At 36.2% G+C, this 14,844-nt stretch carries 11 protein-coding genes; 6 read left to right on the forward strand and 5 right to left on the reverse strand.

Translation table 11 applies throughout. From position 1 onward, the window contains the following. Positions 1-22: 22 nt before the first annotated feature. A complete protein-coding gene (aspD, locus tag AC3Y25_RS12585; RefSeq protein WP_489902979.1) occupies positions 23-1,669 on the reverse strand; it encodes an aspartate 4-decarboxylase in 1,647 nt (548 codons plus the stop codon). Between the two features lie 35 nt (positions 1,670-1,704). Further along, positions 1,705-3,399: an aspartate-alanine antiporter gene (gene aspT, locus AC3Y25_RS12590; RefSeq protein WP_489902980.1), complete on the reverse strand. Its 1,695-nt coding sequence runs from the start codon at positions 3,397-3,399 to the stop codon at positions 1,705-1,707. Positions 3,400-3,936: 537 nt separating this feature from the next. Between aspT and AC3Y25_RS12595 the strand changes: the two genes are divergently transcribed. Both AC3Y25_RS12595 and AC3Y25_RS12600 read left to right on the forward strand, forming a co-directional pair. Next, complete coding sequence (locus tag AC3Y25_RS12595) at positions 3,937-5,556, forward strand: arylsulfatase (RefSeq protein WP_489902981.1); 1,620 nt, start codon at positions 3,937-3,939, stop codon at positions 5,554-5,556. A 138-nt stretch (positions 5,557-5,694) separates the two neighbouring features. Beyond that, entirely contained in the window at positions 5,695-6,717 is a 1,023-nt protein-coding gene (locus AC3Y25_RS12600) for an LLM class flavin-dependent oxidoreductase (protein ID WP_489902982.1), read from the forward strand. Between the two features lie 55 nt (positions 6,718-6,772). Here AC3Y25_RS12600 and AC3Y25_RS12605 read toward each other — a convergent pair whose 3' ends face one another. Beyond that, positions 6,773-7,177: a (R)-mandelonitrile lyase gene (locus AC3Y25_RS12605; RefSeq protein ID WP_489902983.1), complete on the reverse strand. Its 405-nt coding sequence runs from the start codon at positions 7,175-7,177 to the stop codon at positions 6,773-6,775. 122 nt (positions 7,178-7,299) lie between these two features. Continuing rightward, positions 7,300-9,675, reverse strand: coding sequence for a TonB-dependent receptor (locus tag AC3Y25_RS12610; protein WP_489902984.1), 2,376 nt, complete (start codon positions 9,673-9,675; stop codon positions 7,300-7,302). Between the two features lie 124 nt (positions 9,676-9,799). Here AC3Y25_RS12610 and AC3Y25_RS12615 point away from each other — a divergent pair, with 124 nt between their 5' ends. The 4 genes from AC3Y25_RS12615 to AC3Y25_RS12630 all read left to right on the forward strand — a co-directional run bounded on the left by AC3Y25_RS12615 (position 9,800) and on the right by AC3Y25_RS12630 (position 13,822). Then, entirely contained in the window at positions 9,800-11,440 is a 1,641-nt protein-coding gene (locus AC3Y25_RS12615; protein ID WP_489902985.1) for a histidine kinase, read from the forward strand. A 1-nt stretch (position 11,441) separates the two neighbouring features. Beyond that, entirely contained in the window at positions 11,442-12,137 is a 696-nt protein-coding gene (locus AC3Y25_RS12620; protein ID WP_489902986.1) for a LytR/AlgR family response regulator transcription factor, read from the forward strand. Positions 12,138-12,270: 133 nt separating this feature from the next. Beyond that, complete coding sequence (locus AC3Y25_RS12625) at positions 12,271-12,675, forward strand: putative quinol monooxygenase (RefSeq protein ID WP_489902987.1); 405 nt, start codon at positions 12,271-12,273, stop codon at positions 12,673-12,675. Positions 12,676-12,847: 172 nt separating this feature from the next. Then, a complete protein-coding gene (locus AC3Y25_RS12630) occupies positions 12,848-13,822 on the forward strand; it encodes a GNAT family N-acetyltransferase (RefSeq protein ID WP_489902988.1) in 975 nt (324 codons plus the stop codon). A 104-nt stretch (positions 13,823-13,926) separates the two neighbouring features. Here the strand turns inward: AC3Y25_RS12630 and AC3Y25_RS12635 are convergent, their stop codons facing one another. Next, entirely contained in the window at positions 13,927-14,715 is a 789-nt protein-coding gene (locus tag AC3Y25_RS12635) for a polysaccharide lyase (RefSeq protein ID WP_489902989.1), read from the reverse strand. Positions 14,716-14,844: the final 129 nt, after the last annotated feature.

Genomic DNA, 14,844 nt, shown 5'->3' on the forward strand with positions numbered 1-14,844 from the left:
AATATTTTAATTTAAGCTTCTATTATTTTGTTGAGTTTTCCCAGCTGGTTACATATTCCAATAAAATTTTACGGATATTTTTTCCAAGTATCAGATAACTATCCGTTGGAAGATTGGCAAGTGAAACTCTGATACTCCATTCAGGTCCTGCGAAACCGCCACCGTTTAAAAGTACGATTGCTGTTTTTTCTGCCAAGCGGAACAATACATCAACGGGTTCAAAATTTGTTTTCAGCCAATTGGCAAAATCATCCCCGTGAAAGTGTTTTGCCGCCACCATAATATCGATTTCAGAATAATATCCTGCACGCATTGGATCTTCTAGAATCGGAACTTCTAATCCTTCCCATAACAAGCTCAGGCGTTTGTGAATAATAGACTGTGTAAGGGTTTTATAAACATCCTGAGTATCCAATAAACAGAATGCAGAAAAAAGCATCATTTGAAATTGCTGAGGTAACGATAATCCTGCTGTGTGGTTTAAGGCAACTTGTCGGCTATCAGCTACAAGTCTGTCAATAAACTTGATTTTTTCTGGCTCTAATGTCAGAGAAGAATAACGATCGTGCAGTTCTTTTTTAAGTTCTGGACTTAAATCGGCAATTTTTTTATCGAAAATATTGTCTTGATGAATGGCAATCGTTCCAAGTCTCCAGCCTGTACAGCCAAAATATTTTGAGAATGAATATACCGTGATCGTATTTTGTGGAATAATAGCCATTAATGATCTAAAATTATTAACGAAAGTTCCATAAACGTCATCTGTAATCACCATCAAACCTGGGTTATGATTTTTTACGATATCAGCAATATAATTAAGTGTCTCAGTGCTCATCGCCGAAGATGGCGGATTGCTTGGGTTTACCACAAAAGCCACTTTAACCGCAGGATCTTTAAGCTTATCTAATTCAGAATTTGGATATTGCCAAGTATGGAATCCGTTATCGCCAACTCCGCTTGCTTCTACGTAAACGACATCAAATTTGTATCGATCTAATTCAGGAATTTCTATATATGGCGTAAAAGTAGGCGTAAGCAGTGCTATTTTATCTCCACGTTCGGTAAGGTGATTTTGCATAAGCGAATCAAAAATGTAACACATTGCAGCAGTTCCGCCTTCAACAGCAAAAATATCATACTTGCCCTTGTCGTTTCCTGCACCGCACATTTCTTGTACCAAATAATCATGAACAATAATTTCGATCTGACTTAGCATACGATCTGGAACAGGATAGTTAAATCCGATTACAGCTTCTATCCATTCACGAATCCACGCATCGCCATCAAAATCGTGTTTGTCTACACCATAATGATAGGTTTTTTCTAAAAGTGCAGCAGCAGGAGTATCTTTATGTTTCAATAAAAAAGCTTCAAAACGAGAAGCCACTCCGCTTTTGTTTTGTACAATTCCTGCTAGAATGCCTTGTTCTTCCATAACATTACGGCATTCTTCTAATGCAAATTGTCCAAAAAGGAAAAAAGCCTCTCTAGGAACTGTAGCAATCCAGTTCGGATTTCCTCTTCCGGCATTAAGTGTAATCGCTGTAGATTTAAGCGCACTTTCATCTGCCAAATGAATTAATTCATTTTTAATTTCAAATGGGCTGAGGGTCTGAAGTGTTTTTTCTACCTCTCTTGATGTTTTTATTTTTGAAATATCAATTGCCATAACTAAAATGTTTAGAGATTATATAAAAAATTCGACTAACTCATGATTAAAATAATGACGACGCCCCATATAATGAGTAGCGTATTACCAACGGCATAGGTCACGGTATAACCCAATGCAGGGGTTTTGCTTTTTACGGCATCTTGCAAAGCTCCAAGGGCGGCAGTAGTTGTTCTTGCCCCGGCAGCACATCCTAAAGTAATAATAGGATGGAATTTGAAAATGTATCTTCCTATAAGAAGTCCGAGTATTAGCGGAATGGCTGTTGCTGCAGCACCCGCAATGAAAAGCCCCCAGCCAGCTTCTTGAAAACCTACAATAAAACTTGGTCCTGCTGTAATACCCACTACAGCTATAAATATGTTTAATCCCACATTATTCATAATCCACAAAGCAGGCTCTGGAATTCGCCCAAAAGTAGGATGCTGACCTCTTAGCCATCCGAAGAAAAGTCCAGATATTAAGGCACCACCACTGGTACTAAGGCTTATTGGCACTCCGCCAACTTTAACGGTTAATGCTCCAAGTAATCCTCCCAGTACTATTCCTAAACCAACAAAAGCCATATCGGTAGAGTTTGTAGGGCGGTCTGGATAGCCAATATGTGTCGCAACTTGATCTACGTCTCGTTTAATTCCAATTAGTTCGATCATATCTCCTTTTTGAAGAACAGTATTGGGTAATATGGGCATCTGGATTCCAGCTCTTTTTAAAGATCTCACGACAACACCATGCATGTATTTTAAATGGCGTAAATCGGCAAGGGTTTTATTTATTACTTCTTTCTTTACAACGAGTACACTTAATACTTCTACTGGAAAATTTAGAAGTTCGATATCTAACACTTCTTTTTCATTTACAGCAACGTAATTCATCATGTATTCTCTTCTTCCGCCGAGTGCAACAACATCATTTTCTTGAATTACAAATTCTGGAGAAGCATCTATAATTTCTTTTCCTCTTCGGATGCGCTGTATAAATAAGCGTCTTTTATTTCTTTCCAGCTCATTTTCAACTTCTGCTACTGTTTTGTTATTAGCATAAGAGTTTGAAGAGATTTGATACGCATTATATATTACACGATCATAAGCAGAGGCAATACTTGGATCATCGCCAATGGCATCTCCTCCAAGCTGAATCTCGAGTTCTTTTGCTTTTTCGACTAAATTACCGCCTAATAACTTTGGACCAAGAGAAGCCAATAACCAAGCAGAACCTGCAGTTCCGAAAATATAAGTTACAGCGTATGCAACTGGAATTTTGTTGATTAATGCTGCTTTTTGATCGGCAGGAATACTAAGCTGATTGATAGTGTCAGACGCGACACCAATTACCGCAGATATGGTTTGAGAGCCTGCAAGCATTCCAGAGGTTAATCCCATGTCGTAGCCCATAATTTTCCCTATTAGATACGGACAGATCAAACATAAAACGCATACTACTGCGGCATAAAGCATTTGAGGCAGTCCGTCTTTTTTTAAACCTCCAAAAAATTGGGGCCCGACACTGTATCCAACAGCGAAAAGAAACATGAGAAAAAAGACCGATTTTACATTGGGAGAAATGACAATGTCTAATTGTCCGACTAAGACTCCGACAAGCAAAACACTGGTAACCGTTCCTAAAGAAAAGCTTCCTATTTTAAATTTTCCGATAAAATAACCTAGTGATAGCGTGAGAAAAATTGCTAGTTCGGGATAATCTTTTAATGTAGTAATAATCCAATCCATAATTATTTGTTTTTAGTTTAGATATATCAATAATTGATTATAAAAATCGAGGAGTACGAAAAGATATGGGAGAGGCGTTTAGGAAGGAATTTTTTAAGCCATTCAAAAATATGTCATAAAGTGAGAATAATTGCATAAAATGACAGGTGGAGATGTTCCAAATTATAATATGAAACAAGAAAACTTGCAACTTAACATTTTGATAATTAAGATATTTGCTCTAATTGTCTTTGTTTTTTTAGAAATTTAAACAAATCTCACTTAAGCTTGAAAAAATATAATAAGGTGAAAATTTATAAATCAAGCAGCGGTTTTAAGAATTAAATTTTAAGAAAGGTTTATTTAGAAAATTTATATTCTCGTTGCATATTATAATTTGCAACCACTTTAGAAAAAACGGCTCTCTTATTAGCTGTAATTTAGGTTATCAAAAAAGTTTCTCATTCTGGAATTCTTTGAGAAGTAAAAAAGGCTATTTCTTACTGCACTTTTTTGCCAAGATTTTAAACAACTCATATTTAATTAAAATTTAAAACCATGAAAAAAAATGCCTTAAAATTAATTTTTGCAGGTCTGTTATGTTGCACTGTCATGGGAAGCATAAACGGACAAAACAAAAAGAAGCCTAATATTATTATGGTAATTTCTGATGATACTGGCTGGGGAGATTTGGGAGTGTATGGCGGAGGAGTCGGACGCGGAATGCCTACCCCTAATTTGGACAAAATGGCTAAAGAAGGAATGCAGTTTTGGTCTTTTTACGGACAGCCAAGTTGTACACCAGGAAGAGCTGCGATGCTAACAGGGCGTATTCCGAATCGAAGCGGTATGACTACCGTTGCTTTTCAGGGACAAGGAGGCGGATTGCCCAAAGAAGAATGGACATTGGCTTCGGTGCTTAAAAAAGCCAATTATAAAACCTACTTTTCTGGAAAATGGCACCTTGGAGAAGCAGACTATTCGATGCCGATTGCTCATGGTTTTGATAAAATGCAGAATGTAGTGCTTTACCATTTGAATGCTTATACTTATGCTTTCCAATCTTGGAATCCAGAGATGTCTTCAGAGATGCTAGAACTTTTCAAAAAAGTGACTACAGGTGTACTTGAAGGTGAAGCAGGTGGAAAAGCCCGCGAGGTAAGTAAAGTAACCGAAGAGAATATTGCTGAGCTGGATATGATGATGGTAGAAAATAACTTAAAGCAGCTTGATGAATACGGAAAAAGTAAAGATCCGTTTTTTATGTGCATCAATTTTGCTAAAAACCATCAGCCAAACCTTCCTTCAAAACAATTTGTTGGCAAATCTCCAGGTAAGAGCAAATATTCAGATGCTGTTGTAGAAATGGATTACAATGTAGGGCGTATCATGGATAAGATTCGTTCTTTGGGTATTGCCGAAAATACTATTGTTATTTACACAGTAGATAATGGTGCTTGGCAAGATGTGCATCCTGATTCTGGATATACTCCTTTTAGAGGTACAAAAGGAACCGATAGAGAAGGAGGTAGCCGTGTACCTGCAATTGCTTGGTGGCCTGGACAAATTGAAGCAGGAAGCCAAAGCCATGATATTGTAGGTGGGCTTGATCTTATGGCGACATTTGCCAGCCTTGCTGGAGTAGAACTTCCTAAAAAAGACAGAGCTGGTGCCGATATGGTTTTTGATAGTTATGATATGTCAAACGTGTTGTTTAAAAAAGGAACACCACTTCGCGACAAATGGTTTTATTTTACAGAAGCCGAATTATCGCCAGGTGCTGTACGAATCGGAAAATTCAAAGCAGTATTTAATACCCGAGGAGATAATGGTGCTATTGCCGGAAGTGACGCACCAGGACAACAGCTTGGTTGGCGAGGAGATGAAACCTACGTAGCGACAGTCCCTGCTATTTATAACTTGTGGCAAGATCCCCAAGAACGTTATGATTTGTTTATGAACAGCTGGACAGAGAAAACATGGACTGCAATAATTTTTAATCAAGCTATTGCTGATCTGATGAAAACGTATGCTCAGATTCCTCCAAGAGCGCCTCAGAGTGAAACTTTTACGGGTGAAATGCAGATTGAACGATATAGAACTATCGAGCAAGTGAAAAAAATGATGAATGAAAAGAAAGTTAATCTTCCTCCTTTAAGCGTAGACCCTAAGCAATAATTAGAAAATTAGAAGGCAAAATTATCTGCTTTGATAATTTTATAGATAAGCAAAACCATGTACTTTTCAAGAAAAGACATGGTTTTCTTTTTCTTATTAGTTATCCGTATATTTGAGAGAATAAAAAATAAAGCCATTATGAAGAAAATAGGATTTTTATCATTTGGGCATTGGGCTAATCATCCGTCATATAAAACTCGTACAGCGGCAGATACATTGTTGCAATCCATTGATTTAGCAGTGGCTGCTGAAGAAATAGGTATAGATGGTGCTTATTTTCGAGTACATCATTTTGCACAGCAACTGGCATCGCCTTTTCCTTTGCTTGCGGCAGTAGGAGCGAAAACAAGTAAAATCGAGATCGGAACTGGCGTAATCGATATGCGTTATGAAAACCCATTGTACATGGTAGAAGATGCTGGATCTGCCGATTTAATATCGGAAGGTCGTTTGCAGTTAGGAATTAGTAGAGGATCACCAGAACAAGTTATTGACGGTTGGAGTTACTTTGGTTATGAACCAGAAAAAGGAGAAACGGATGCCGATATGGGCCGTAAAAAAGCACTAGAGTTTTTGGATAAACTTAAAGGAGAAGGATTTGCAGAACCAAATCCGTATCCAATGTTTCCGAATCCGCCTGGATTATTGCGTATTGAACCGCATTCTGAAGGATTAAGAGAAAGAATCTGGTGGGGAGCGGCGTCGAATGCAACGGCGGTTTGGGCTGCCGAAAACGGAATGCATCTTCAGAGTTCTACGCTTAAGTACGATGAAAACGGAAAACCTTTTCATGTGCAGCAAGCCGAACAGATAAGATTGTATAAAGAAGCTTGGAAAAATGCAGGCCATCAGCGTGAAGCGAGAGTTTCGGTAAGTCGCTCGATATTTGCATTGGTCAATGAGCAGGATCGATATTATTTTGGCGGACAAGCCAAAGGCAATGATAGTTTTGGTTATATTGAGCAAGACAAAAGAGCCATCTTTGGTAAAAGCTATGCGGCAGAACCCGATAAACTAATTGAAGAACTTGCTCAAGATGAATCTATTCAAGAAGCAGATACTATATTGCTAACTATTCCGAATACCATTGGTGTAGATTACAATATTCATATTTTGTCGTCTATTTTAGAACACGTTGCACCTGCATTGGGCTGGCGATAAGTTTTGATAGAAAGAATGAAAAAAGCCCTCTGTTTATAGAGGGCTTTTTTATGATTTAATTTTCATTCGCAGTTTTATACTCTTCATCAGTAACAGGATTGAGCCAAGTTACTTGAGTATCTTCTTTAAAGTTAGTGATTGCCACATGAACCATTGTAGTTGTTGCGCTAGCACCATGCCAATGTTCTACATTTTCGGGAATATTGACTACATCTCCTTTTTGAATGATTTGAGCAGGTTTGCCTTTTTCTTGATAAAGTCCATGACCTTCAATAACCAACAGAACTTGACCTTTTGGATGTGTATGCCAGTTCGTTCTTGCTCGAGGTTCAAAAGTTACGCTGCCTGCTGAAAACTCATTGTTCTTGTCTCTTGCAATCAAAGGCTTCAAAAATGCATTGCCTGTAAACCAATCTTTAGAAAGACGTTCTCCTTTTGGAAATATTTCTGTTGAACTCATACTATTTTTTTTAGAATTACATGCAGTTAAAAGTACTGTGAATATAATGATTATTTTCTTCATTTATTTCTGTTTTATACTACAACTTCTTGTTTTTGTTTTTCTTGGCTATTGTACGAACATCAATCTCTATTAGCATCATTGGCTTGTCGAATTGCTTTTGCATCGGTTAGATTGAAACGATAGACAAAACTCAAGCGATATCTCGCTGCATTTGGAATGCTATTATCTTTAATGACATAATCGGTTCCCGTTGTAACGCTTTTGTATTGGCGAAGATTAAAAGCATTGGTAACATCAAAAACAATAGTGGCTTTATCTTTAAGGAGGAGTTTGCTAAACCCGAAATCAATTGATTGTAATGCTTCGCTGGTAATTTGTGCATTGCGTTTTTCTCCACGAAAGTTATAACGGCCTTGAAAACTAAATTTAGCAGGAAGTTTAATCTGCGTGCTTAATCGAGCAGTAAAGTTTTGACTGCTATAATCTAGGTTTTCGTCTCTATAACTTCCTTTTTGTTTGAAGTGATAATAATTCATTTCGGCATTAACCTGAAGCCATTTTAACGGATTGTATAAGGTCGATAGTTCAATTCCGCTTCTTATTTCGTAATCAATATTTATGGGTGTGGTCAGAAAGATATCATCTTGACGATACGTATAATCTTGAATAAAGCCTTTTTCGTATTGATAATAAAGCGAAGGATTCAAAGTAAATGTTTTCCAATTTTTAAGAAATGCCATTTCAAATGCATCTGTGTAGGAAGGATTTAAATCAGGATTTCCGATATATTGTGCATTTAAATCGGTGACTTCATTGAAAGGGTATAAAGCATATAAGGACGGACGTTTAATGCGTTTACTGTAATTTAACTGTAATGACGAAGCATCAAACTTATAAGCTAGATTGACAGTAGGAAAGAGTTTGTTATAGTTTTTTTTATCGCTATACGCATTTTCTACATCTTTAATGGCAATATCTGTAAGCTCGGCTCTTAAACCCAACATATAACTAAACTTGTTGATTTTACTGCTAAATTGCGTATAAGCGCCCGTAATGGTTTCGTCGTAATTTAAATCATTATCAATGTTCTGATAAACGATCCAATTATTGTCCTGTTGTTCTTCTGCCAGATAATTGCTTGTAACCGTTCTGATTTCAGTTTTTAATCCAAATTCCAAAGTAGAAAGACTGTCAATTGGCTGAATAAAATCGGTCTTAGCCAGAAAATCTTTGCTGTTTCCTACAGAGCTTGTTCTAATGCCAGGATAAACCATTGTGTCTGGAAGCAAACGCTGTGTAGAAAGATCCCATTTTTTGTCGCTGTTCCACCAATCGTATTGAACGTCAATAGTCCATTTTTTTGCTTTCTGTTGGAATGTTCGTGTATAATTAAACTCAATTTGACTGTAATCCCGTTTTTCCAATGATTTTCCGTGTCTTGTCAAAAGACTATCAGCTGTGATATTACCTTGATCACTATCGTACTGATAACGCAAATCGGTTTTATCATTATCATGCGTGGCATTCTTTAAAAAAGCAGCCGTTATAGTTTGATGTTCATTAATAAAATAATCGGCCCCCATATAAAGCAATTTTCCATCGTCATGACGATCTTCATTCTGCACGCGATGCATGTAATTTGGAGAAGTGGTACTATTAGTTACCTGATCGGTGGTGTACAAACCGACATAATCGCTAGAACGAATACTGAAATTGGAAAAAATATTGATTTTGTTTGATTTAAAATTAAGGCTCGGATTAAGACGACTATCATTTGGCGAGCCCGCAACCAATCTAACCTGACCGCTAAAACCACTTTTTTTGTTCTTTTTCAATATAATATTAAGAATCCCCGCAGAACCCGCAGCATCATATCTTGAAGAAGGATTGGTAATAACCTCAATTCGTTCAATCTGATCGGCTGCAATCTGATCAAGCGCATTGCTTTGGGTAAGTCCAGATTGTCTTCCGTTAATTAAGATCAAAACATTACTATTTCCACGAAGACTTACCGTTCCCGCAGCATCAACAGCGACAGATGGAACTCCATTTAATACATCGTGAGCAGAACCATTTTGCGAAAGCACATCTTTACCCACTTCAAAAACCTTTTTGTCAAGTTTTAAACTAACATTCGATTTTTGACCGCTAATTTCAACTGCTTTTAATTCTATTGCATTGGTAATTAAATCAATTGTTCCCAAATCAATTTTTTGTTTTCCTGCAATTAAAGATTGCGTATGATTTTGATACCCCGTGTAACTAAACGAGATAGTGGTCGAAACATTTGGAGCTGCTTCAATAGTAAATAAACCAAGATCGTCTGTTATGGCTGTGGCCAATGTTTTTGAGCTACTATCTTGTATGGTTACCGTTACATAAGGCAGTGCTTCTTTTGTAGCGCTGTCTTGAACTTTACCAGAAATAATGGTTTGCTGTCCTATTCCTAAAAATGGAATAAATAGAATTAAGGTTTTGATTATTAGAGATTTCATTTTGATTGATTTTGTTGTACAAGATTAATTCATAAAAGAAAGCACCGTTTTCGAAAACATTCAAACGGCTCTATAAGCTTCTCAAAAGCATTTGGCAATTCGATATTTGTTCTATCTTTATCTCATGTATAAATCTTACTTTTTTATCGTTTTACTTCTTCTCATGTGTACCTCTTGTAACTATTACAAAGAGTACGTTACAACCGATGTAACATATGATGTTGATTACGATCATCAGAAGATGGATTGGGGTAAACCAGATAGTTCGAGTTTTAGATTTGAAACAGATGTTGAAATACAAAAACCAAAAAATACTTCCCAATCGTTAGGGCTTCAAGTAAACGCCTTTGGTGCTTTTGATGTGTATTGGGATGGAGTTTTAATTGGGAGAAATGGTCAAATGGCAAAATCAGATCGTGTTGAGGTGCCAGGAACAGAAACCTCTTATTATCAAATACCAAACAATTTGTCTAAACTCGGGAAACACACCGTTGTTTTAATGGGTTCGCAAACCTACAATAGAGAAGCACAGCGCGGTATCGATGTAAAACTTAAAGATTATCTGCAACTTCAACGTTCACCGCTTATCGTGGTTTCTTTTATGAATATTATGGCAGGTGCTTTTCTTATTGCAGGCATCTACTATTTTTTTCTCTATCTCAATAGTACCCGAAAAGAACTGGCCGTTTTGCTCTTCGGAATTATTTGCCTGCTTTTCTTTTGTTTGCTCATTATCGAATATGTCAAATATTATCTCGACATTCCTTATAATGAATTTTATACTCGATTAAAGATTATCGGGTGGCTCACTTTTGCTGTTTCAATGCTCATACCGTGGTATTTTATGTTGCAGTTTGAATTTAAAAGAAAGAAACTAGTGCTGTTTTTTTTGTTCATTGTCCTTTTAGCAGTTTATATTGGCTATTATGGTCATTATGATATTTCGGCTGCTTATTTTACTATAACAGCTCGTTTCTTTTCTATTGTAATTGCTATTGAAGCCGCTATTAGAAAAGCAAAAGGCGGACTTATAGTTGCGGCGGGTTTATTGGCAGGAGTAGTGGTCAATTATTTTATGTTTTATGATTTCGGATTGTTTATAGCTTTTACCATTTTGGTGCTTTGCATGCTTTATCTCCATACGATACGGGCAAAAGCAATAGAAGAAGCTCATAATGCATCATTGCTGCTTTCTTCCAGATTGCAATTAGAACTAATTAAGAAAAATATTCAGCCACATTTTCTTCGAAATACTTTAACCTCGCTGATTGATTGGATTGAGGAATCGCCTAAAGAAGGAGTTGTTTTTATTCGCGCTCTGGCGGAAGAATTTGATATAATGAATGATATTGCCGAAGACACACTTATTCCAATCAGACAAGAGATTGATTTGTGCCGAAGACATTTGGAAGTAATGTCTTTTCGTAAAGAAATATGTTATGAATGGCAGGAAGAAAGAATAGACGAAAACGAAACGATTCCGCCAGCTATTTTTCATACCATAATAGAAAACGGAATTACGCATAGTCTTCCTCCAAAAGAAGGCTGTATTGTTTTCTGTTTAAAATTCGCCCGAGAGAAGCAATACAAAGAATACACTTTATTGACTTTAGCTAAAAATAGACAAACTAAAAAAGATAAGCGAGTAGGAACTGGATTTAAATACATCGAAGCCAGACTAACAGAAAGTTATGGCACCAATTGGTCTTTTGATTCTCATGGTGTAGAAAAAGGGTGGGAGACCATCATTAAAATTTTTGATTAAGATGAAAATACTCATAATTGAAGACGAAGCTCGTATTGCCAAAAGAGTAGAAAGAATGACACGTGATTTTTTTGACAAAGATGTGCAAATTCTCCTTTCTGATTCTCTCGAAAGCGGATTGATAGCGATTGAGAATAATCCAATAGATCTTTTGCTATTAGATTTAAATCTGAATGGAGAAGACGGATTTGAAATCTTGCAGACTTTTGTGGCAGGACCGTTTCAGACCATTATTATTTCTGCCTATACCGATAAAGCCATTACAGCTTTCAATTATGGAGTTTTGGATTTTGTACCCAAACCTTTCGATCAAAACAGATTGGAGCAAGCCTTTACGCGTTTTACGGCACAGGGAAAACAATCAGGCGGAGATGTTCGTTTTTTGGCAGTAAGAAAAGCAAAGACATTTAGACTCGTGCCAATTAATGAGATTCTATACATTAAAGGGGCAGGAATTTATACCGAATTGCATTTGGCAAATAACAAAATAGAATTGCACGATAAATCGCTTGAAGCTTTAGAAAAGCTGCTTCCCGAAACATTCGAAAGAATACATAAATCCTATATTCTCTGTTGGGAACAAGCAGACAAAATTGTGGTAGAAGCAGGAGGAAAGTACAGCATACAGCTAAAAAACGGTGACTTACTACCCATTGGACGTTCGAAATATAAAGAGATTAAAAACAAGCTGATTTAGTAAAATATTTCAATTTTAAACTATTAGCCAAAACAATTATACAGCCAAATCTTTATATTTTCAGTATATTTAAACGCGCTAGTAATGGATTAAAACTAGAGTAATTATAAATTCAAGACAAAAGAATTAATTTATGAATGTATTTTGGAATAAAATTAAGGTATCGTTTTTATTTACTTTTTTCTCACTTGGTATTATGGCACAAAATAAAGATCAAATGGTTCGCATTGCAGAAGTTGAGATAATGCCTGATTATCTTGAGCAATACAAAGCTATTCTTAAAGAAGAAGCAGAGGCATCTATTAGATTAGAGCTTGGAGTGATTGCTATTTTTCCGATGTTTCAAAAAGACCATCCTAATCAGATAAAAATATTAGAAATTTATGCTAATACTGAAGCATATCAGTCTCATTTAAAAACGCCTCATTTTTTACTTTACAAAACATCTACGCTTAAGATGGTCAAGTCGCTAAAGCTTAATGATCTTGAGGCTTTGGATGTTGAGACCATGTCGGCGTTGTTTAAAAAATACCAATAGATGCGAGTCGACTTTTAATTTTTGGTATTTATTTTTTAATGTACTTTAACGAATTGTCAAAAAAAGGAGCGTAATGCAAAAAACGCATTAACAAATTAAAAAATAGCATTTTTGCGCATTAGGTTTTTGTCTAGTTTTATCCCTAGAAAACACAACTACAAAGAACCATAAAATGATAATAACCCAAAACCTTTTAATAAAACCTTACAGAATAGAAGATTCGGAATGCTTTTTTAAAAGTATTACCAACAACAGCGAATATTTGTATGATTACTTTGCAAACATGATAAAAGTGAATGATAGCTTAGAATCAACAAAAAAATATCTGGAGCAGAAAGAAAGAGATTGGCAAGAAAATAAAAGTTATGCTTGCGGTATATTTTCAAAAGAAAACCATGAATTTATAGGCCATATATCGGTACGGGAAATCGATTGGAGAATTCCAAAAGGCGAACTCGCTTATTTCATTTTAAAAGAACATAATGGTAATAATTATGCTGCCGAAGCATTAACGGCTTTTAAAAACTGGTGTTTTGCAACTAAAAAGTTTAATAGACTTTTTATGAAAATTGCAGAAGAAAACGCTGCAAGCATTAAAGTAGCCGAACGTTCTGGATTTGTATATGAAGGACTTCTAAAAAAAGATTATAGAAAAAGAGAAGAAGAATTGACGGATATGAAAATATACGGATATACGGAAGATTTGGAACTTGTAAGAACGACTTCTCAAAATGTAGATTTCGCCAATTTAATTGTAAAACTAGATGAGAATTTAGCAAGCCGAAATGGCGATATGCAAGAATACTTCAACCAATTTAATAAGGTTGATGCCATTAAACATGTCATTATTGCTTATATCAACGGAATTGCAGTGGGCTGTGGAGCAATAAAGCAATTTGATAATGACTCTGTTGAGGTAAAACGCATGTTTGTTTCCGACGAATACAGAGGGAGACGCATAGCATCTAAGGTTTTGAATGAGTTGGAAAACTGGGCTAAAGAATTAGGTTATGCATCGGCCGTTTTAGAAACCAGCAATGTGCAAACAGAGGCAGTTGCATTGTACACTAAAACATATACTGTTATCGAAAATTACGGACAATATGCTGGAATAGAAACTAGTATTTGCTTCAAAAAGCAATTGTAGAAAGCTTTTAACTAATAACAACTTCGATGCTTTTATGGTAATAAAGCATCGAAGTTGCTGGGTTTATTTTTTCGGTTCAAATGTTTTTTAAAGTGCGTTAAACACTATAGAGCATCCCAAGATGCACTAGGATAGTAGATAGAGCTTGTTACAGGAGCTGTCCAATAGCTTTGGCTTCCTCCACGGAAAGTGTGAAGGCTCACTGCATTTACATTTCGCTTAGCATCGTTGGTTACCCAGCGAATTTTTTCGTTCAATATCTCTGTACCGTTCACGTAATACTTTACATATCCGTCAGTATTTGATCCTGTATTTAACTTCACAGATATCTGGCAATTATAAGTAACACCTTCCTGTATGTAATATTTCTTTCCGAAATCATTACCGTATTGTCCCGGCTGATCTCTATAATATACATAAGGCTGAAGATAAGCGCCACTTCCTTTAGCCGTATTAGAACCGCTTGGGCAATACCACATAAACCTTGCGCTACCGCCATTTCCATCCCATGCAGCATCACCACCCGTATTTTGGTCACCAATTAAGATACCATATCCGCATTTTCCGCCTCGGCTCCAATAAAATCCATTGTTAAATTTCATTTGAAACCAAACGGTATAAACGCCTGTAGACCAAACACCATACGAGGTACACAATCCGCCTGGGCAAGATAAGGTGTTGGTTTGTAATGTGATTGTTCTTGCGCCAGCCGTTCCTTTTGCTGTTGTACCGGCTTGTATGGCAGAATTATTTGAAACAGTGTCTCTATTCGCTATTAAGGCAGTATCTTTTTTAGCAGTTTCAGATACCTCTAAATCTTGTTCCTTTTCGCAGGAATAAAACACTAATGTTGCAGTAGCTAGCATACAAGATAATTTTATGATTTTCTTCATTTTTTAAATTTTAAGGTTAGTAAACAATTAATAGTTAGTAAAATAGATAGTAGTATTTGAAACCGAAAGTGTAAAGTTGATTATTAATAATTTATACAAGGAGTAATAAAGTACGTTTTTACGTACACA

The sequence above is a fragment of the Flavobacterium sp. LK-23 genome, from assembly GCF_058135255.1.